This is a genomic window from Bacillus sp. BPN334 (assembly GCF_008368885.1).
GTDB lineage: Bacteria > Bacillota > Bacilli > Bacillales > Bacillaceae_G > Bacillus_A > Bacillus_A wiedmannii.
In genome coordinates, this window is the sequence record NZ_QOZW01000003.1 from 132,267 (window position 1) to 151,556 (window position 19,290).

Annotated in this window: 21 protein-coding genes; 18 read left to right on the forward strand and 3 right to left on the reverse strand. The window is 33.6% G+C overall.

Annotation, left to right across the window (positions count from 1 at the left end):
* Positions 1–60 precede the first annotated feature (60 nt).
* The 5 genes from DN393_RS02345 (at position 61) to DN393_RS02365 (ending at position 5,374) form a co-directional block, all read left to right on the forward strand.
* Positions 61–1,017 carry a thymidylate synthase gene (locus DN393_RS02345; RefSeq protein ID WP_149173293.1) on the forward strand — a complete coding sequence of 319 codons (957 nt, stop codon included), beginning with the start codon at positions 61–63 and terminating at the stop codon, positions 1,015–1,017.
* 19 nt (positions 1,018–1,036) lie between these two features.
* Positions 1,037–1,525: a dihydrofolate reductase gene (locus DN393_RS02350; RefSeq protein WP_000637214.1), complete on the forward strand. Its 489-nt coding sequence runs from the start codon at positions 1,037–1,039 to the stop codon at positions 1,523–1,525.
* 154 nt (positions 1,526–1,679) lie between these two features.
* Entirely contained in the window at positions 1,680–3,665 is a 1,986-nt protein-coding gene (pbpC, locus tag DN393_RS02355; protein ID WP_064477366.1) for a penicillin-binding protein 3, read from the forward strand.
* Positions 3,666–3,907: 242 nt separating this feature from the next.
* Positions 3,908–4,543, forward strand: a complete 636-nt coding sequence (locus DN393_RS02360; RefSeq protein ID WP_064477365.1) for an FMN-dependent NADH-azoreductase — start codon at positions 3,908–3,910, stop codon at positions 4,541–4,543.
* Between the two features lie 111 nt (positions 4,544–4,654).
* Entirely contained in the window at positions 4,655–5,374 is a 720-nt protein-coding gene (locus tag DN393_RS02365) for a lysophospholipid acyltransferase family protein (RefSeq protein WP_064477364.1), read from the forward strand.
* 40 nt (positions 5,375–5,414) lie between these two features.
* Here the strand turns inward: DN393_RS02365 and trhA are convergent, their stop codons facing one another.
* Complete coding sequence (gene trhA / locus DN393_RS02370; RefSeq protein ID WP_064477363.1) at positions 5,415–6,071, reverse strand: PAQR family membrane homeostasis protein TrhA; 657 nt, start codon at positions 6,069–6,071, stop codon at positions 5,415–5,417.
* A gap of 213 nt (positions 6,072–6,284) precedes the next feature.
* Here trhA and DN393_RS02375 point away from each other — a divergent pair, with 213 nt between their 5' ends.
* The 4 genes from DN393_RS02375 to DN393_RS02390 all read left to right on the forward strand — a co-directional run bounded on the left by DN393_RS02375 (position 6,285) and on the right by DN393_RS02390 (position 8,831).
* A complete protein-coding gene (locus tag DN393_RS02375) occupies positions 6,285–6,470 on the forward strand; it encodes a twin-arginine translocase TatA/TatE family subunit (protein ID WP_064477362.1) in 186 nt (61 codons plus the stop codon).
* Between the two features lie 42 nt (positions 6,471–6,512).
* Complete coding sequence (tatC, locus tag DN393_RS02380) at positions 6,513–7,256, forward strand: twin-arginine translocase subunit TatC (protein WP_000390124.1); 744 nt, start codon at positions 6,513–6,515, stop codon at positions 7,254–7,256.
* A 328-nt stretch (positions 7,257–7,584) separates the two neighbouring features.
* Positions 7,585–7,836 carry a DUF2535 family protein gene (locus DN393_RS02385; RefSeq protein WP_000629012.1) on the forward strand — a complete coding sequence of 84 codons (252 nt, stop codon included), beginning with the start codon at positions 7,585–7,587 and terminating at the stop codon, positions 7,834–7,836.
* Between the two features lie 152 nt (positions 7,837–7,988).
* Positions 7,989–8,831 carry a DegV family protein gene (locus tag DN393_RS02390; protein WP_033657798.1) on the forward strand — a complete coding sequence of 281 codons (843 nt, stop codon included), beginning with the start codon at positions 7,989–7,991 and terminating at the stop codon, positions 8,829–8,831.
* A 199-nt stretch (positions 8,832–9,030) separates the two neighbouring features.
* Here DN393_RS02390 and DN393_RS02395 read toward each other — a convergent pair whose 3' ends face one another.
* On the reverse strand, positions 9,031–10,005 hold the full coding sequence (locus tag DN393_RS02395; protein ID WP_088046797.1) for an MBL fold metallo-hydrolase: 975 nt from the start codon (positions 10,003–10,005) through the stop codon (positions 9,031–9,033).
* 335 nt (positions 10,006–10,340) lie between these two features.
* On the opposite strand from DN393_RS02395, the gene DN393_RS02400 reads away from it, so the two are divergent.
* On the forward strand, positions 10,341–10,928 hold the full coding sequence (locus tag DN393_RS02400; protein WP_046959312.1) for an SCO family protein: 588 nt from the start codon (positions 10,341–10,343) through the stop codon (positions 10,926–10,928).
* A gap of 34 nt (positions 10,929–10,962) precedes the next feature.
* Here the strand turns inward: DN393_RS02400 and DN393_RS02405 are convergent, their stop codons facing one another.
* A complete protein-coding gene (locus DN393_RS02405; RefSeq protein ID WP_001288088.1) occupies positions 10,963–11,427 on the reverse strand; it encodes an Hsp20/alpha crystallin family protein in 465 nt (154 codons plus the stop codon).
* 217 nt (positions 11,428–11,644) lie between these two features.
* Here DN393_RS02405 and asnB point away from each other — a divergent pair, with 217 nt between their 5' ends.
* The 8 genes from asnB (at position 11,645) to DN393_RS02445 (ending at position 19,219) form a co-directional block, all read left to right on the forward strand.
* Complete coding sequence (gene asnB / locus DN393_RS02410; protein WP_000333826.1) at positions 11,645–13,546, forward strand: asparagine synthase (glutamine-hydrolyzing); 1,902 nt, start codon at positions 11,645–11,647, stop codon at positions 13,544–13,546.
* 93 nt (positions 13,547–13,639) lie between these two features.
* Positions 13,640–13,999: a GNAT family N-acetyltransferase gene (locus DN393_RS02415; protein WP_000627500.1), complete on the forward strand. Its 360-nt coding sequence runs from the start codon at positions 13,640–13,642 to the stop codon at positions 13,997–13,999.
* 48 nt (positions 14,000–14,047) lie between these two features.
* Positions 14,048–14,377, forward strand: coding sequence for a hypothetical protein (locus DN393_RS02420; RefSeq protein WP_064477358.1), 330 nt, complete (start codon positions 14,048–14,050; stop codon positions 14,375–14,377).
* 386 nt (positions 14,378–14,763) lie between these two features.
* The gene (locus tag DN393_RS02425) at positions 14,764–15,618 is read left to right on the forward strand and encodes a phosphatase PAP2 family protein (protein WP_149173294.1); all 855 of its coding nucleotides are present in this window, start codon (positions 14,764–14,766) and stop codon (positions 15,616–15,618) included.
* A 138-nt stretch (positions 15,619–15,756) separates the two neighbouring features.
* Entirely contained in the window at positions 15,757–16,719 is a 963-nt protein-coding gene (locus DN393_RS02430) for an ABC transporter substrate-binding protein (RefSeq protein ID WP_064477357.1), read from the forward strand.
* A gap of 130 nt (positions 16,720–16,849) precedes the next feature.
* Positions 16,850–17,725, forward strand: coding sequence for a D-amino-acid transaminase (dat, locus tag DN393_RS02435; RefSeq protein WP_149173295.1), 876 nt, complete (start codon positions 16,850–16,852; stop codon positions 17,723–17,725).
* 98 nt (positions 17,726–17,823) lie between these two features.
* On the forward strand, positions 17,824–18,471 hold the full coding sequence (locus DN393_RS02440; protein ID WP_064477355.1) for a nitroreductase family protein: 648 nt from the start codon (positions 17,824–17,826) through the stop codon (positions 18,469–18,471).
* 259 nt (positions 18,472–18,730) lie between these two features.
* Entirely contained in the window at positions 18,731–19,219 is a 489-nt protein-coding gene (locus tag DN393_RS02445; protein ID WP_064477354.1) for a hypothetical protein, read from the forward strand.
* Positions 19,220–19,290 lie beyond the last annotated feature (71 nt).

Consider the following 19,290-nt stretch of genomic DNA (forward strand, 5'->3'; position numbering starts at 1 on the left):
TTTACTATTTTTCATGTTATGATAAATTTCATACACGATTGAAAGAAGGTTTTACTACATATGAAACATGCTGAAAATGAATACTTAAATTTATGCCGCCATGTAATGGAGAATGGTACGAAGAAAGAAGATCGTACAGGGACAGGCACTGTATCTGTATTTGGATATCAAATGCGTTTTGATCTAAGTAAAGGTTTTCCTTTATTAACGACAAAGAGAGTGCCGTTTCGCCTTGTAGCAAGTGAACTGCTTTGGTTTATGAAAGGTGATACAAATATTCGTTATTTATTGCAGCATAATAATAATATTTGGAATGAATGGGCATTTAAGAGCTGGGTAGAAAGCGATGAGTATACTGGTCCTGATATGACTGATTTCGGTCTTCGCTCACAACAAGATGAGGAATTTAAAGTGCAGTACGATGAGCAAATGGAATTGTTTAAAAAGAACGTTTTAGAAGATGATGATTTCTCAAATAAATATGGTTATTTAGGAGACGTATACGGTAAGCAGTGGCGTGCTTGGAAAACGACAGCTGGTGAGACACTTGATCAATTAAAAGATGTAATTGAAATGATTAAAAAAACGCCAGACTCACGTCGCCTAATTGTTTCTGCTTGGAATCCTGAAGATGTACCAAGTATGGCATTACCGCCTTGTCATACGCTATTCCAATTTTATGTAGCGGATGGCAAACTTTCTTGTCAGCTATATCAAAGAAGTGGAGATATATTCCTTGGAATTCCATTTAACATTGCAAGTTACTCATTACTAACACATTTAATCGCACATGAATGTGGTCTTGAAGTGGGAGAATTTGTTCATACAATTGGAGATGCACACATTTATACGAATCATTTTGAACAAGTAGAAAAGCAATTGGCACGTAAACCACGTCCATTCCCGGAACTTACATTAAATCCAGATGTGAAATCTGTGTTTGATTTTGAAATGGAAGATTTAACGATTGAAGGATATGATCCACACCCAGCAATTAAAGCACCGGTTGCAGTATAATTGTAGAGGAGATGAAAAAATGATTGTTTCATTTATGGTCGCAATGGACGAGAATAGAGTAATTGGCAAAGATAATAATTTACCTTGGCGTTTACCGAGTGAATTACAGTATGTAAAAAAAACAACGATGGGCCATTCACTTATTATGGGCAGAAAGAACTACGAAGCGATTGGTAGACCACTGCCTGGAAGACGTAATATTATTGTAACTCGTAATGAAGGGTATCATGTTGAAGGTTGTGAAGTAGCACATTCTGTAGAAGAAGTGTTTGAACTATGCAAAAATGAAGAGGAAATCTTTATTTTCGGCGGAGCACAAATTTATGATCTCTTTTTACCTTACGTAGACAAGTTATATATAACAAAAATCCATCATGCATTTGAAGGAGATACATTCTTCCCAGAAATGGATATGACAAATTGGAAAGAAGTTTTTGTTGAAAAAGGTTTAACGGATGAAAAGAATCCGTATACGTACTATTATCATGTATATGAGAAGCAACAATAATAATAAGGATTGATGTGAAATTCACATCAATCTTTTTATTTGTATTCGTTAATATAAGTTTATAGATGATATTCAATAGTGCTATAATGAAATCTAGCATGTAAAAATGCTAAAATTTTCAAAAGTATTCATATAGAAAGAGGAGGAGAATCGATTGAGAAAGATATGGGGGATTCTTTTTCTTTGCTTAACGTTCATGTTAGTTGGATGTGGTAAAGAAGAAAAACCACAAGAAGCGTTTGATACATATACAAAAGCATGGAATAAACAAAAATTTGCAGAAATGTATGATCAATTATCCGAAAAGGCAAAAAAAGATATTTCAAAGAAAGAGTTCACTGAGAAATATGAAAAAATTTATTCTGGCATTGAAGTGAAAAACTTAAAAGTAGAAGTAGGAGAACTAAAAGAAGATAAAAAAGATGAAGGTCCTGTTCCTTTTAAAGTAAGTATGGATACAGTTGGTGGTAAAATCACTTTTGGTCATGAAGCAAAAATGGTGAAAGAAAAAGATGGAGATAAAGAATCTTGGAAAATAGATTGGACTCCTGATTTTATATTCCCAGGTATGACAAAAGATAGTAAAGTGCGTATGCAAACAACACAACCAAAACGTGGTGAAATATACGATCGTAATGGAAAAGGTCTTGCGACGAATGGGAAAGCTTCTGAGATTGGAATTGTTCCAGAAAAATTAGATGAAACTGCTCCGCAAACGAAAGAAGCAGTAGCGAAGTTGTTAAATATGTCTGTAGAAGAGATTGATCAAAAACTAGCTGCGAAATGGGTAAAACCAGGGTATCTCGTACCAATTGGAATTTTGCCTGAGGGAGCAACGCAAAATACGTACATCAATTTACCAGGTGTTGCAGCAAAACCTGTAAATGTTCGTACATATCCGTTAGGGGAAGCAGCAGCGCATCTTACTGGTTATATCGGAAAAGTAAATGCTGAAGATTTAAAAACGCTTCAAAAGAAAGGCTATCAAGCCGATGAGCCAGTTGGTAAGGCTGGATTAGAGCAAGTATTGGAAGAACAGCTACGCGGGAAAAAAGGTGGCCGTGTCTTCATGGAAGATGCACAGGGAAAAGAAATTAAAAATTTAGCGAAGACAGATGCTGTTGATGGAGAAAATGTAACTTTAACTATCGATAGTGTTGTTCAAGAAAAAACGTATAATGAAATGAAGGGAGAAGCTGGTTCAAGTGCGGCAATTAATCCGAAAAGTGGAGAAACTATTGCTCTTGTAAGTAGTCCAGCTTATAATCCTAATTTAATTGCACGAGGAACATCAAAAGCACAACGCGAGGCTTGGAATAATGATCCGAAAAAACCGATGACGAATCGATTTACACAATTATCGGTACCAGGTTCTGTATTTAAGCCGATTACAGGTGCAATTGGTCTTGAAACGAAAACAATCGATCCAAAAGAAGAATTGAAAATTGAAGGACTGAAATGGACGAAAGATTCTTCTTGGGGCAATTATTACGTAACACGTGTAAAAGATGCGAATCCGATTGATTTTGATAAGGCAATGAAATACTCGGATAATATTTATTTCGCACAAGAAGCTTTGAAAATTGGAAAAGATAAATTTATGGCTGAGGCGAAAAAATTCGGATTTGATGAGAAATTACCAATTGAATACGGATTCCCAGCTTCTAAAATCGCAAATGATGGAATTAAAAATGATATTCAAATGGCAGACACAGGTTATGGACAAGGGCAAGTATTAATGACGCCACTCCATCTAGCATTAACGTACGCACCAATTGTTAATGATGGAAACATACCTTCTCCATATATTATTAAAACAGATAAGCAACCAAAAGTTTGGAAAGAGAATGTAATTTCAAAAGGCAATCAGGATATATTAAAGACTGCTATGACGAAAGTAATTAATGATCCAGATGGTACTGGAAAAATTGCTAAAATTGATGGTAAGACGCTTGCTGGAAAAACAGGTACAGCGGAATTGAAAGTATCAAAAGAGGCCGAAGGAAAAGAACTAGGCTGGTTCGCTGCATTTGATTTAAATTCACCAGATATGGTCATTACAATGATGATTGAAGATGTAAAAGGTAGAGGCGGAAGTAATATTCCGGCTGAAAAAGTGAAACATGTGTTTCAAAAATAACATGTAATAAAAGGCTATCTCTATAATTTGTAGAGATAGCCTTTTTGTATGAAAAAATTCTTAATATCTATATACTGAATTTTAAAGAAACAAAATAAATCATTAACTTACGAAAAAAAAGTAGCTATTTTTTATTGACATCACACACGACTTTTTGTATTATACTTACATAAGGTAAGTTATTTACTTTCGAATTATAAATCTCAAATTAAAGATAAAGTGTGTAAAAGGGAGAGAATACAATGACAAAAGTACTATTTATTACAGCAAATCCAAATTCAGCAGAAGGTTCTTTCGGAGTGGCAGTAGGGGAAGCTTTCATCGAAGCTTATAAAAACGAACATCCACAAGACGAAGTTGTAACAATTGATTTATTCAACACTACAGTACCAGCAATCGATGCAGATGTATTCGCTGCTTGGGGTAAATTTGCAGCAGGTGAAGGCTTTGAAACTTTAACTGAAGTTCAACAACAAAAAGTTGCAGCAATGAACACAAACTTAGAAACATTTATGCATGCGGATCGTTATGTATTCGTAACTCCAATGTGGAACTTTAGCTATCCACCAGTAGTAAAAGCATACTTAGATAACTTAGCAATCGCAGGTAAAACATTCAAATATACTGAAAATGGACCAGTTGGCTTATTAGAAGGCAAAAAAGCACTTCACATTCAAGCAACAGGTGGCATTTATTCTGAAGGAGCGTACGCAGCTGTAGACTTCGGCCGCAATCACTTAAAAACAGTATTAGGATTTATCGGTGTAAATGAAACTGAATATATTGCAGTTGAAGGTATGAATGCAAACCCTGAAAAAGCACCAGAAATTAAAGAAGCAGCAATTGCTAATGCTCGTGAATTAGCAAAACGTTTCTAATATAGAATACTTAAAAATGTCCAAGCACTTGTTGTTTGGACATTTTTTCTTCTTTTTCCTTCGTTTGTCTAGTATAATGAAGGTCGGAATGATAATAGGTGGGGGTTCTGTATGATTCAAACGTTTTTTAAAATCTTTTATTTAATTTTAATCGTAATTGCGATTACACCGAGAATGTGGCGTCTGAAAAAACAAGTAAATACGATGTCGCCACAAGAAAAAGATAATGTTGTGTATAAAACGACAAATTGGTTTGGTAAGAAAATGGTACGTGTAGCTGGTGGGGCAGTTGAAGTAAAGGGACTTGAAAATGTTCCTAAAGATAAGCCGGTACTAGTTGTAAGTAATCATCAAAGTAATATGGACATTCCCGTATTATTAGGTTACTTAAATAAGCCAATTGGATTCGTTTCAAAAGCAGAGATTAAGAAGTTTCCAGTTGTACCAACTTGGATGGAACTTATGAATTGTGTATTTATGGTTCGTAATGATCGTCGTCAATCTCTTCAAGCGATTAAAGATGGAATTGAACTATTAAAGAATGGACATTCTATCGTAATTTTCCCAGAAGGGACGAGAAGTAAGGGTGGCGAAATCGGAGAGTTTAAGGCTGGGAGTTTTCACCTTGCAGTAAAATCTGGTGTAGCAATCTTACCTGTAACATTAGATGGGACATATAAAATGTTTGAAGCGAATGGCAACCGTATGAAACCAGCTCATGCAACAGTAACAATTTCTAAGCCGATTACACCTGAAGAGTATGCGAATATGGATATTAAAGAGTTAACGAAACATACACAGGACGTTATCGCATCACAATTACATAAGTAATAAAAAAGGTTTCAGCTTACATTAAGCTGAAACCTTTTTATTACGCTGTAGGTAAGACATAAAAGAGTACGCAGAAGAACATCATCGCACTACCACCTAAAACGAAAAGATGCCAAATGGCATGATTGAAAGGTAATTTTTCCCAAAGGAAGAATATAGCCCCTACAGAATATAAAATTCCGCCTGCTAAAAGTAGTGAAAAACCATGTCCAGTTAGATTTTCATAAAGTGGTTTAATAGCAACGATTATGAGCCATCCCATTATGATATAACATAATGTTGATGCTTTAATAAAGCGACGTACAAAGAAAATTTTGAAGATGATACCCCCGATTGCTAGTGTCCATATAATAGCGAGTAACGTCCAGCCTAATGGTCCACGAAGTGTAATCAGTAAAAAAGGAGTATATGTGCCAGCGATTAATAAATAAATGGCTGAGTGATCTAGTATAGTAAATAATTTTTCTACTTTTGGATGGTGAATGCTATGTAACAATGTAGAAAACAAGTACAGTAAGAACATGCTTACACCATAAACCGTAAATGCAAATACAGCAGATGCGGTACCATGCTTAGAGGCATGAATAATTAATATAATTAAGGCAGGGATGCTTAAAATGGCACCGATACCATGGGTAATTGCATTTGCAATTTCTTCTTTCACAAATTGCGTCATTCGTGTCATTTTTTCAGTCATAATGCAAATCCTTTCTACTATCATAAAATAATATGTCGTTTCCCTTACCATATCATACACAAGGGCAATAGAAAATGAAATTTGTATAATTGATTATATTTTTGAATTTTTTTGACAAAAGGCAATGGATTTGTTGACGTTTTCAAACTTTTTTGACAAAATAAAATTATGCAATAGTAGGACAAGGAATCTACTAATAAAGGGGATGGAGAAATGTTTTCAAATATTGGCTTTCCAGGATTAATTTTAATTTTAGTAGCTGTACTTATTTTGTTTGGGCCGAAAAAATTGCCGGAAATCGGAAAGGCTTTAGGGGAAACGTTAAAAGAATTCAAGAAATCAACGAAAGAATTGACTGATGATGCATTTCAAGACAAGGAAAAGAAAGAAAAAATGTAATGGATTTTCCTCGAAATGGATAAATAAAGTGTGGTGAACGAGATGGAAGATCGGGAAATGAGCGTAGTAGAACATATTGTTGAGCTTCGCAAACGAGTAATATATACAGTGCTATCCTTTGTCCTATTTTTAATTATCGGATTTACTTTTACGAAGGATATTTATTTTTGGCTAGTAAAAGATTTACCAATGAAATTAACAGTTCTCGGTCCAAGTGATGTATTATGGATTTTTTTCTCGATTGCTACAGTATTTGCTATCGTTTGTACAATTCCTTTTGCTGCTATACAAATTTGGTTATTTGTAAAACCGGGTTTACATCCAAATGAACAAAAAATGACAGTAATGTATATACCGGTATTGTCTATATTATTTATTGCAGGTTTATGTTTTGGATATTTCGTTGTAATGCCGTTTTTATTTCATTTTTTAACTACGATAGGTAATGAAATGTTTAATACGATGTTTACGACAGAAAAGTATTTTCATTTTGTACTTAATTTAACAGTTCCATTTGCTGTGATTTTTGAATTACCTGTAGTTGTCATGTTTTTAACGAGTATTGGACTGTTAACGGCGGAATTTCTAATAAAAATAAGAAGGTATGCTTACGTAGCATTGATTATCATTGCATCGTGTATATCACCGCCTGATTTTTTATCTCATAGTTTAGTAGCGGTACCGCTTATTTGTATTTATGAAATTAGTATCGCTTTATCAAAGATTGTTAATAAGCGAAAAAAGAAAAGAGAAGAAGAAATACAGTCGAAAAGTGCCTCGTTATAAAGGCACTTTTTTTATTTATTTGTTATACTTTAGATATAAACGTATACAATATATAGAAGAAAAAAATTATAGAATCTCCAAAATTTAGACAAACTTTGCGCTTTGCTAAGTTTATACTAAAATTATTAAGCAATATACGGATAACGGGATTCCTGTCTTATCGGATATTTAGGACGGAGGATGAATAGAGTATAAATCTTCTAACCAAAAGGACTACAGGGATTGACTAAGGATACTTTTGTATTCATAGAAGTCTCCACTTTAAACAACGTGTTACAGCGTAAAGTAGAGGAAGTTCAAAAATCCAATGAAAAAGAGGATTGATATTGTGATTACGAAAAGTTTTTATTTCACTCATTCAACAGGGGATTGTATTAAAATATTCGAAATCCCTGTCCTACAGGCACAGCATCCATTATCGTTTCTAATTCAGTCTCGTCTTCAATTATTTATTGCAAAAATTCAAAAACAAAAGCACCCAAGATTTTCGTATTCTTTCCGTGAATATTTGCAAAATTGTTTGAAGTGGAATGATTATTTAAATGTATATAAAACAAATACCCTTGAAAAAAATGCATGATACAGAGTATGGACAGGGTTAGTAAACTCTGTCTTTTTCATTTTAGGTATAAAAATATAATTAATTTGGTGAAATTTGTTCGAAATTGTTGAAAGCACAGGGAATGCTAGTATAATAACAAGGAGAGCGTATTGGAAAGGGAAGAATATAATATGCAAAAAATTAAAATTGTAACAGATTCAACTGCGGATTTAACGCAGGATGTAATCGAAAAGTATGGCATTCATGTGCTACCATTATCAATCTCTGTAAATGGACAAACATATTTAGATCGCGTTGATTTACAACCTGATGAATTTATTGAAGAAATGATTAAATCAGAGGAATTACCAAAAACATCACAACCGGCAATGGGTACATTTGTAGAAATGTATGACAAGTTAGGTGAAGATGGAAGTGAAGTACTTTCCATTCATATGACAAGTGGAATGAGTGGTACTGTGGCAACTGCCAATAGTGCTGCATCAATGACCGACACAAAAGTAACAGTTGTTGATTCTCAATTTATTACACATGCTTTAGCATATCAAGTAATAGAAGCTGCGAAAATGGCAAATGAAGGACGCTCACTAGAAGAAATTTTAAAACGTGTAGATGAAGTGAGAAAGAATACTCGTTTATATGTAGTAGTAGATACATTAGAAAATTTAGTGAAGGGTGGGCGTATCGGTAAAGGAAAAGCGTTTATCGGTTCGCTACTTAATATAAAGCCAATTGCTAGCCTTGAAGATGGTGTTTATAACCCTGTTACGAAAGTGCGTAGCCAAGGTCAAATTGTAAAAACGTTAGCTAAGTTATTTGAGGAAGATACAGCTGGAAAAGTTGTAAAAGCTGTTGCAATTCCACACGCGAAAGCAATTCCTTTAGCTGAAAATGTAAAAGCGGCTGTTGAAAAAGTGAGTGGATTTGCTCAATCAGAAATTTTCTTTACAACGCCTATTATTAGTACTCATACAGGTCCGGGTGCGATCGGATTTATGTATTTAGCAGAGTAATAAAAAAGCTACTTGAAATGAATTTTCAAGTAGCTTTTTTATGTGAATAGAAAGTAAGAAATAAGAAGGGTTATACAGGCACTCCCGCTAATGATATAGCGAGTCTGTAAATATTCATTCATAGAAAACACCCACTGATTAAAGTTTTACTTTATGATTTTCTATAGTATATGTTGGATATAGAAAATAAGTAGTTACGTTATACGTGTAATGTTTCAATTTTTTCATTTACTTGCTTATCGTTTGTTGCGCTATTATAAGTAAAAGTTTGGCCTAAAAAGAGTACATGCAGTTGTTCCCACGGTAACATACGTAAATTCCAATTATTTCGGAGCTTTGTTACTGCCTCGCGGGGTGTTTCATCGGCGAGGGCAAAGGCTCCGTAATGCATCGGTATAAAGTGTGTAGCGTTTAAATCTAAATAAGCTTGCACTGCCTCTTCAGGTGAAACATGAGATACTTTCATAAACCATTCTGGTTCATAAGCGCCAATTGGCATAAGGGCAATATCAATTGAAAAGCGTTTGCCAATTTCTTTGAAACCTTGGAAATATCCACTGTCACCACAAAAATAAATGGTTTCTTTCGTTGTTTCATTGCTAATAATCCATCCACCCCAGTGAGATGTATTCATATCAAATAAGGATCTTCTCGTCCAGTGTTGGGCCGGTACGAAGTGAAAGGAAACATCATTAATGATTGTATTTTCCCACCAATTATGCTCTTCCACACGAGTAAATTTTTTGCGAGTAAATAGTTTTTTCAGTCCAATAGGTACAAGGTATAAAACATCATCATTTAGCTGGCGAAGCGTTGAAAAATCTAAATGATCATAATGACCGTGTGAAATGAGGACAATATCAATTTTAGGTAGTTCTTGTATAGAAAGACCAGGTTCAGTAAGTCTTGGAACTAATTTTAATTTAGTAGCCCATACTGGATCTGTTAATATATTTAGCCCATTCGTTTGGATAAGGAATGTGGAATGACCAATCCAAGTTACAGTCGTCTTTTCAAAGTTGTTTTGTAGGAATTTACTTTGTTTAACAGGTGATTGTTCTACTAAAAAAGAAAAATCCTTTTTATTTTGTTTTCGTTCTTTTCGCCAACGTATAAAGGAACGAATTGATTTTTTTGTACTCACATTATCCATGTTTTCATAACGTTTTGTCATGAACATCACCTCATTTAAAATCGTTGTAATTGTATTGTACCGAAATGTTGTTAAGGAATACAGTGTATAACATGGATGAATGTTTAAGGAATTGTTAAAAAATAGGGGGATGCGTTTACAAAAGTAACAATAAAATTAGTTTTGCAACTTCTATTTAGAGAAATAATAGTAAAAAAATAAATTTTGTCTAGTAATTAGCTTGAAATAAAGAAGTAACATACGTAAATTCGTACGATTTCGTGAACAAATGTAGTAAACAATTTTCTCGTAGTGTTAACTTTTGTTATGATAAACATAACCTATTTAAATTTAGGATAGAGAAAAGAGGTTTATAAATGAAGCGTTATCAAAAAATAATTGGTCTTATGGTTGTATTTTGTCTCTTTGTACTTGCTGGATGTAGTGGATCGGGTTCAAAGCTTCGTAAACCATTGAATTGGGATTTAGAAACTTTCCAATTTACAAATCAAGATGGAAAGTCATTTGGTACAAAAGATTTAAAAGGGAAAGTTTGGGTTGCTGATTTTATGTTCACAAATTGCCAAACAGTTTGTCCGCCAATGACTGCTAATATGGCAAAACTGCAAAAAATGGCAAAAGAAGAGAAATTAGACGTTCAGTTTGTTTCGTTTAGTGTAGATCCAGACCTTGATAAGCCGGAGAATTTGAAGGCTTTCATTCAAAAGTTTACAGAGGATACTAGTAACTGGAATTTATTAACGGGTTATTCATTAGAAGATATTACAAAGTTTTCAAAAGATAATTTCCAATCACTTGTAGATAAACCTGAGGATGGTCAAGTTATACATGGTACATCATTTTATTTAATTGATCAAAACGGAAAAGTAATGAAAAAGTATAGTGGTATTAGTAATACGCCGTACGAAGACATTATACGTGATATGAAGAGATTAGTGGATTAAAAAGAAGGGTGCACAGCACCCTTCTTTTTTTACATTAGTCTATGGATAAAATGTCATGTTGTTGTGGAAGTTTTGGTGCCCGAATTTCTAACACGCCGTTTTGATACGAAGCTTTCGCTGCTTTTTTATTAATTGAGTACGGTAATTTAATCAATCTTGATGCTTCTGAAATGGAACGTTCTCGGCGATAATAGTTATGAGATGTTTCTTCCTCGACCTCTTCAAGTATCTCTTCTTTTACAGAGACTTTTAAGTATTCACTTTGTATTTCAATTTGAATTTGTTCTTTTTGTATACCTGGTAGCTCAGCTGTAACAACGAGTTCTTCACCAACTTCATATAAATCTACGGGGAATGTTAATAAACGATTTCCTTTTTGGAAAAAATGATTTAAATCAGCGATTACATTGCGAAGTGGTGTTTGCTCGAAGAAATCATCAATTTGCTTTAAATAATTGCGAACCGGTGGGCGAGAAGAGTCTTTTTTTTCTTCACTCATGGTATTCCCTCCTAGAAATCAATTTGCAATATCATATGACAAAAGCGGAGAAAGGTGATTGCCTAGTTTTCATGTTTTCATAAAAAATTGTTAAAAATGTGAAATGGAGTGATTTTTTTATAGTTTTTGGTCGCCATATTCAATTGATTATGCTAGTATAAATAGGGTTGATATAGTAGTATATAGACAGAATGAAAACTGAAAGAGGGTAAGAAGTATGTGTGGTTTTGTAGGATGTTTATGTGAAAACCCTAGAGAGTTTTCAGAAACAGAAAAACATCAATTTGAAAATATGAACACGATGATTTTCCACCGCGGTCCAGATGACGAAGGATATTTTCGTGATGAACATGTACAATTTGGCTTCCGCCGTTTAAGCATCATTGACTTAGAGGCAGGACATCAGCCGCTAACTTATGAAAATGATCGATATGTAATTATTTTTAATGGTGAAATTTACAATTATGTAGAATTACGTGAAATGTTACTTGAAAAAGGTGCAACGTTTGCAACACAATCAGATACAGAAGTTATCATTGCATTGTATGCACATATGAAAGAAAAATGTGTAGACTATCTTCGTGGTATGTTTGCATTTATGATTTGGGATCGTGAAGAGAAGAAACTTTTCGGTGCACGTGACCACTTCGGTATTAAACCTTTATACGTCGCACAACAAGGTGATACTACATTCTTCGCATCTGAGAAGAAAAGTATTATGCATGTGATGGAAGATAAAGGCGTTAATCCAACGTCACTACAACATTACTTTACGTACCAATATGGTCCAGAGCCAGAAACATTAACAATTGATGTTAATAAAATCGAGCCTGGTCATTATTTCGTAAAAGAAATCGGTAAAGAGATGGAAATCCATCGCTACTGGAAACCTTATTTCAATGCTTCAAGCGCAACGAAAGAGGAGCATATCCAAGCAATTCGTGATGTGTTATATGATTCAGTAAAAGTGCATATGCGCAGTGATGTACCAGTAGGTTCATTCTTATCTGGTGGTATCGATTCATCTATTATCGCTTCTATCGCAAGAGAAATGAATCCAAATCTTTTAACATTCTCTATTGGTTTTGAACAACGTGGTTTCAGTGAAGTTGATGTTGCCAAAGAAACTGCTGAGAAATTAGGCGTTAAAAACCATAACGTATTCATTTCAGCGAAAGAGTTTATGGATGAGTTCCCAAAAATCATTTGGCATATGGATGATCCTTTAGCAGATCCAGCAGCTGTACCATTGTACTTCGTTGCAAAAGAAGCACGTAAGCATGTAACAGTTGTTCTTTCAGGTGAAGGTGCAGACGAGCTATTTGGCGGTTATAACATTTATCGTGAGCCAAACTCACTAAAAATGTTCTCTTACATTCCTAGCCCAGGTAAGAGCGTTCTAAAAGCATTAAGTGGTGCTCTTAAAGAAGGCTTTAAAGGAAAGAGCTTCCTAGAGCGTGGATGTACGCCGATTGAAGAGCGTTACTATGGAAACGCGAAAATCTTCCGTGAAGAAGAGAAAGTTGAATTAATGAAGTATTACAATGAAAGTGTTAACTATATGGATATCACGAAACCATTGTATAACGAAATTAAAGATTATGATGATGTAAGCAAAATGCAGTACATTGACATGTTCACATGGTTACGCGGTGACATTTTATTAAAAGCTGATAAAATGACAATGGCAAACTCATTAGAACTTCGTGTACCGTTCTTAGATAAAGAAGTATTCGATGTTGCATCTAAAATTCCAACTGAATTTAAGATTGCTAACGGAACTACGAAAGCTATTTTACGTGAAGCAGCACGCGGAATCGTTCCAGATCACGTATTAGATCGTAAAAAACTTGGATTCCCAGTACCAATTCGTCACTGGTTAAAAGACGAAATGCATGATTGGGCTATCAATATTATAAACGAGAGTAAAACAGAGCATTTAATCGACAAACAGTATGTATTAAACTTACTGGAAGCACATTGTGCAGATAAAGGCGATTATAGCCGTAAAATTTGGACTGTACTTGCGTTTATGGTATGGCATCAAATTTATGTTGAGCATAAATACGATACGAATAAGTTCCACGAAGAAACGAAACGTGCGTATAGCTTAGTTTAATTAGAAAAACCTTAAGATCGCATTTGATCTTAAGGTTTTTTTCATAAATGGAACGAATTATTGATACAATAATAGTAAAAGGATGGACAACATATGATTACGTTTGAAAAAGTAAATGTAGAAAATGAAAACGTTGTTAAAGAAATGTTTCGCTCACATAGTTTAAGTGAGAATCAGGTACAGTATTGTGTGAAAGTTGATGATACATATATTGGTGTAATAGATTATCGTGTTCAAGAGGAGAGTGCGGTTTTATCTCAGTTAATTATTCACTTTGATTATCAAAGTTACGGTTATGGGACAAATACGTATTTTACATTTGAAGCAATGATGAAAGAAAGAAATGTGAAAGAGATAAAGGTACTGCAAACGGAATTAACAGAACAAGCAAAATCTTTCATAGAGAGCTTTGGTTTTAATGAAGAAGATGGAATATATGTGAAGAAAATATAACGATGAGTAGTTATGCAGGATAAATATAAGGCAGGTGGATGTATGACGATGACTTCTGGTCTTTTATTAATTGGAGGGTGTTTTCTAGTAGCAGAGCTAATCCATATGTTCATTCGAAAAAGAATGAATAAGAAGAGAAAGCCGTATGAATTACAATATGCCCCTGTGTTTTTCCTTTTATTTTGTATGCTTATTACATTACAAAACATAACGAACTTTCCGCCACTTTTAAATGTTTTTTTAAAGTTCGGTTTGCTGTATAGTAGCACTGGAATAGCCCTTTTATTTCTTTTATTTTGCATACGTTATATTCACTATCAATCGTATATATTTATTTTAAATTGGTTAAAGCACAATGATAGAAACCGCCTTACATAAGGCGGTTTTTTTATTTGTAATTGTAATGGCCTTATGTGTTACTTATACATAATGATGGGCACGGGCTTTGAAAGTTATATTTTTCTAATTGTAGTTCCATATATCAATAACACACACAAATACGAAGTGCGATGGATGCAATCTGAAATGAAATATAAGTAATGGGATAACAAGATGTATATGTTTTTGTATATAAAGCTCAAAATCCCACTAGAATTTATAAAAATGATTAGATGATTTAACATATTATCTATTATTAGTATGTGATACTATATATTCTTGATCTATAACGTAAGTAGGTGAATAAATTTGAAATGTGAATCAACTAGTTTATCTTAAGTGCTAACAAATAGTAGAAGGTGTTTTTTAGGAGGTATCGTTTTTGTATGTTTAATATTGATATGTTATTTCTTGAGTGGATGACCAGTCTGGAGGGAAGTGTGCCTACAACATTTTTTAAACTTGTATCTAGTATTGCAAATGAGACGTTGTATTTAGTTATTATTTCGATTTTATATTGGTGCGTTTCTAAAAGAAAAGCGTTTCATATGATTGTTATGCTTTGCTTCTCTGGTTATATGGGGATAGTGGTAAAGGAGTTCATGAAAATCCCACGACCGTATACATACGAGGGAATTCAAGCTTTATATGAAAAATCAGCAGCAGGTTATTCTTTTCCAAGTACACACGTCCAGTTAGCTGCAACATTTTGGAGCTCATTCATGATTTTATGTAAAAAGAAAATCATTTGGGTCATTGGAATTATTTTTATAATATTGGTTGCTACTTCCCGTCTATATTTACGTGTACATTGGCTCAGTGATATAATAAGTGCCGTTTTAATTAGTGTCATAGTTGTTTATTTATATACGAAAGTAACAGGGGAATTAAGTGATAGGAAATTTATATTGTTACAACGAATTGTATTGGCAGTTTCACTCATTATGTATTTTATAACAGACCAAATAGATAATTTAAAGTTACTTGGAGTTGTGACAGGTTCTACGATTGGTATAATATTAGAAAATCATTTTATTAAAATGAATGAAAATGATAATTTAAAAATGCAAGTGATAAAAACAGTATTAGGCCTTAGTGTCATGCTAATAATGCAGTTTATACTAAAAAAAGTAATACCTGATATGTATTATGTACGTTATGCATTGATTGGAATTACAATTACTTTCTTATGTCCATTTATTTTTTATATGCTACGGTTAAAAAATGTGAGTAGCAAATAAGTAAAGAAGTATTTTGAATAAAGATGAGGTCTGAATTATATATATTAAAAAAGTTTTCTGATATATCTATTGACAATGTATGAGATATACATTACTCTTTAAAATGTAAATGATAATCAATTTCAACTAGGAGGACTTATGACACGCACTAAAAATATGTTTATATTTTGCATTATGTTACTAACGATCATAATTGCAGGATGTAGTAAAGAAGAGAAGAAAGAAAATGATACATCAGCTAAAGCAAAAGATTCATATACGATAAAACATGCAATGGGCGAAACGACAGTAAATGGTACGCCAAAAAGAGTTGTTGTTTTAACAAATGAGGGTGCTGAGGCACTTTTAAGTGTTGGAGTAACGCCAGTTGGAACTACAAAACCACGAGCTGGTGATGAATGGTATTCTCATTTAGCGAAAGAGTTAAAAAATACGAAAGTAGTAGGAACAGAGCGTGACATTAATTTAGAGGCAGTAATGAAGCTTAAGCCGGATTTAATTATCGGAAATAAAATGCGTCACGAAAAAATATACGAGCAGTTAAAAGAAATCGCGCCAACAGTATATGCTGAAACATTGCGCGGTGATTGGAAAGAAAACTTTACGCTTTATACAAAAGCTGTAAATAAAGAAAAAGAAGGACAAAATGCTCTTAATGATTATAAAAAGCGTATTGCAGGAATAAAAGAACAATTAGGTGATAAAATTAACTCTAAAGTTTCAATTATTCGCTTCGTCCCAGGTGATGTTCGTATTTATCAAAAAAATTCATTCTCAGGCGTTGTATTAAATGATATTGGATTTAAACGACCACCACTACAAGATAAAGATGAATTTGCGATAAAAGGAATTACAAAAGAACAAATTCCAAATATGGACGGGGACTATTTATTCTATTTCACATCTGATAAAGATGCGGATAAGAATAATGAAGGAAACACGTTAGCGAAAGAATGGATAGAAGATCCGCTCTTTAAGCAGTTACAGGCTTCTAAAGATAATAAAGTATTCCAAGTAGATGAAGTGATTTGGAATACAGCAGGTGGTATTGTAGCTGCAAACCTTATGTTAGATGATATTGAAAAATATTTTCTAAAGTAAATAAATGGTCAAGTACATCACTGTAAATGAGTGATGTACTTTTTTTATTATAAAATACAGAAAATTCCTTCTTTTGAGCGTGGATAAGTTGTACAATTAAACCAATTCTGGAATAAAGGAGTGGGAATGAATGAAAGCTACTCATAAAGATTGGATTTTGTTTAATGGAAGAATTGTAAATACGAAGGAAGAACAGCCGATGATTCCATTGGAGGAGAGAGGCTTTCAATTTGGTGATGGTATATACGAGGTATTCAGACTATATGATGGGAAGCCACATTTATTAGATCTACATTTGGAACGATTCTTTAATTCTATGGAAGAAATAAAACTAATTCCACCTTTTACTAAGAAGGAGTTAGTGGAAGAGTTGCATCAAATGATTGAAAAAAATCAATTTCAAGAAGATGGGAATGTATATTTGCAAATATCAAGAGGTGCTCAAGCACGTAATCATGTATATGAGTCAAATATGCAACCAACATATTTTGCAAATATTGTTTCGTTTCCAAGACCAATTGCTGCTATGGAACGAGGAGTAAAAGTTACTGTAGAAGAGGATATAAGATGGAAGTTCTGTCATATAAAATCTTTAAATCTGCTACCTAATATTATGATTAAAAATAAAATAAACGAACAAGGCTATCAAGAAGCGATATTAGTACGAGATGGAATTGTAACTGAAGGGTGTCATTCAAATTTCTTTATGGTGAAGAATAATAAATTGATTACACATTCGGCTGACAATTTCATTCTACACGGCATTACACGTCACTTCGTTATTACATTAGCGAAAGAGTTACATATTGAAGTAGAAGAACGAGAATTTTCACTACAAGAAGTATATGAGGCTGATGAGTGCTTCTTTACAGCGACACCACTTGAAATATTCCCAGTCGTTCAAATAGGTGATGAACAGTTTAGAACCGGCGAAAGAGGATCGATTACAAAGAAACTCCAAGTTGCATATGAAGAAAGTATTCGTTTGTTTAAAGTTACGAACTAATATTGAAGAAAAAAGCTGGTATTCCTCCAGCTTTTTTTCATGATATAATTCAAGCATAGGACCAGATTTGAAAACGCTGTAAAAAGGGGATTTAATGTATGAATTATGAAGATTTTAAAGAAGTAATTCACGGTAGACGAAGTGTTAGGAAGTTCACAGAACAAGAAGTATCCACTAGTGATATAAAAGAAATTATTGATTGTGCTCGTTATGCACCGAGTGATACAAACTCACAAACTTGGGAATTCTTGGTCATTATGAACCGAGAGAAAATTAAAGAAATTGAACAAATGACATGGGATGCATTACATAAACTTGCGGCAAAAGCGGCAGAAAACGGAGAAGAGAAAGCAGGGAAATTACTTACACGTTCTTTCGGACCATATGCAACAGCTTTCTCGGAGGCGCCAGTATTAATCGTATGTTTGGCAACACCATATGAATCAAAGTTTCGTGAAAAGATTTTTGATCCAATTGCTTTTGTTCCAGATTCAGTTTGGGAAGAAGAAGGAATTAAGAGTAGCTGTTTAGCGGCACAAAACTTAATGTTGGCTGCATATGCGAAGGGGCTTGGTACTTGCCCGATGACAGGACCGGTATTGTTAGCTCAAGATGAACTACGACAATATTTACAAATTGAGCCTGAAAAACAAATAAATATGGTTATTTCACTCGGTTTTCCAAAAGATAAGCCGAAGAAACTTCCAAGGAAAGAAGTAGATGAGATTACAACATTTGTTTTTTAAAGCCCAAAATAAAAAGACATTGAATGAACAATGTCTTTTTATTTTGGACAGGTATGTAATTCATCTGTTGGGCTAAAATGATAGATAAGAGGGAATTACTATTTATTTCATAAAAAAAATTAATGTTCTATTAAGGAAAGTATGATACATTAATCGTGAGCAATATTCTATTTGTTCATGAAAGTGTAAAAAGTAGTCTTAAAATTTAAAAGTTATTTTTGTATAATAAATTATAATGAAATGACAGGGGGGATGAATTTTGAAAAAATTCATAATCACTGGATTGTCTGTATTGTTATTAGTTGGTTGCGGTGCTCCGCAGGAAAAAGAGGGTACACAACCAAAGCAGGAAGAAAAAGTTGTAAACGCAAGTAATGAGAATATAGTTGTATTTCCTGAAGGAGCAGTGCCAGTCGGAGAAGGAAAAGTAAAAGTCATTACACCAGATGGCACTTCTGAGAATGGTAATATACCGGCTGTATTCATCAAAAAGGATACTTTAATTCAGCAAGTTGAATTAGAGCTTTCTAATTTTCAAAACGATAAAGAAACATTTATATTTGTAGACCAAGTGTATGCAGATAAACATCAAGTCACTAGTACAACACAGACAACAGTACAATTAAAAGAAAAGACGCTTGAGACAGGTAGTCATACGATTACTGCAGTTCAGTATGAAAACAATGACCCAAAAGGAAAGGTTATTAGTTTAAATCAAGCAACATTTGAAACAAAACCAGCGTCATAAGAAGAATAAAAAGTACATTACTCAAAAAGTAGTGTACTTTTTTGTTTATATTAGAGGATGTCATAGTAAAT

Excerpts from the sequence above, each read along its gene's own strand:
- DN393_RS02390 (WP_033657798.1), top strand. The coding sequence starts at position 7,989 with ATGCAAAAAATTAAAATTGTAACAGATTCAACTGCGGATTTAACGCAG.
- tatC (WP_000390124.1), top strand. The coding sequence starts at position 6,513 with ATGGAAGATCGGGAAATGAGCGTAGTAGAACATATTGTTGAGCTTCGC.
- DN393_RS02425 (WP_149173294.1), top strand. The coding sequence starts at position 14,764 with ATGTTTAATATTGATATGTTATTTCTTGAGTGGATGACCAGTCTGGAG.
- DN393_RS02440 (WP_064477355.1), top strand. The coding sequence starts at position 17,824 with ATGAATTATGAAGATTTTAAAGAAGTAATTCACGGTAGACGAAGTGTT.
- DN393_RS02400 (WP_046959312.1), top strand. The coding sequence starts at position 10,341 with ATGAAGCGTTATCAAAAAATAATTGGTCTTATGGTTGTATTTTGTCTC.
- DN393_RS02395 (WP_088046797.1), bottom strand. The coding sequence starts at position 10,005 with ATGACAAAACGTTATGAAAACATGGATAATGTGAGTACAAAAAAATCA.
- DN393_RS02415 (WP_000627500.1), top strand. The coding sequence starts at position 13,640 with ATGATTACGTTTGAAAAAGTAAATGTAGAAAATGAAAACGTTGTTAAA.
- asnB (WP_000333826.1), top strand. The coding sequence starts at position 11,645 with ATGTGTGGTTTTGTAGGATGTTTATGTGAAAACCCTAGAGAGTTTTCA.
- DN393_RS02365 (WP_064477364.1), top strand. The coding sequence starts at position 4,655 with ATGATTCAAACGTTTTTTAAAATCTTTTATTTAATTTTAATCGTAATT.
- DN393_RS02345 (WP_149173293.1), top strand. The coding sequence starts at position 61 with ATGAAACATGCTGAAAATGAATACTTAAATTTATGCCGCCATGTAATG.
- DN393_RS02430 (WP_064477357.1), top strand. The coding sequence starts at position 15,757 with ATGACACGCACTAAAAATATGTTTATATTTTGCATTATGTTACTAACG.
- trhA (WP_064477363.1), bottom strand. The coding sequence starts at position 6,071 with ATGACTGAAAAAATGACACGAATGACGCAATTTGTGAAAGAAGAAATT.
- DN393_RS02420 (WP_064477358.1), top strand. The coding sequence starts at position 14,048 with ATGACTTCTGGTCTTTTATTAATTGGAGGGTGTTTTCTAGTAGCAGAG.
- DN393_RS02360 (WP_064477365.1), top strand. The coding sequence starts at position 3,908 with ATGACAAAAGTACTATTTATTACAGCAAATCCAAATTCAGCAGAAGGT.
- DN393_RS02375 (WP_064477362.1), top strand. The coding sequence starts at position 6,285 with ATGTTTTCAAATATTGGCTTTCCAGGATTAATTTTAATTTTAGTAGCT.
- dat (WP_149173295.1), top strand. The coding sequence starts at position 16,850 with ATGAAAGCTACTCATAAAGATTGGATTTTGTTTAATGGAAGAATTGTA.
- DN393_RS02350 (WP_000637214.1), top strand. The coding sequence starts at position 1,037 with ATGATTGTTTCATTTATGGTCGCAATGGACGAGAATAGAGTAATTGGC.
- DN393_RS02405 (WP_001288088.1), bottom strand. The coding sequence starts at position 11,427 with ATGAGTGAAGAAAAAAAAGACTCTTCTCGCCCACCGGTTCGCAATTAT.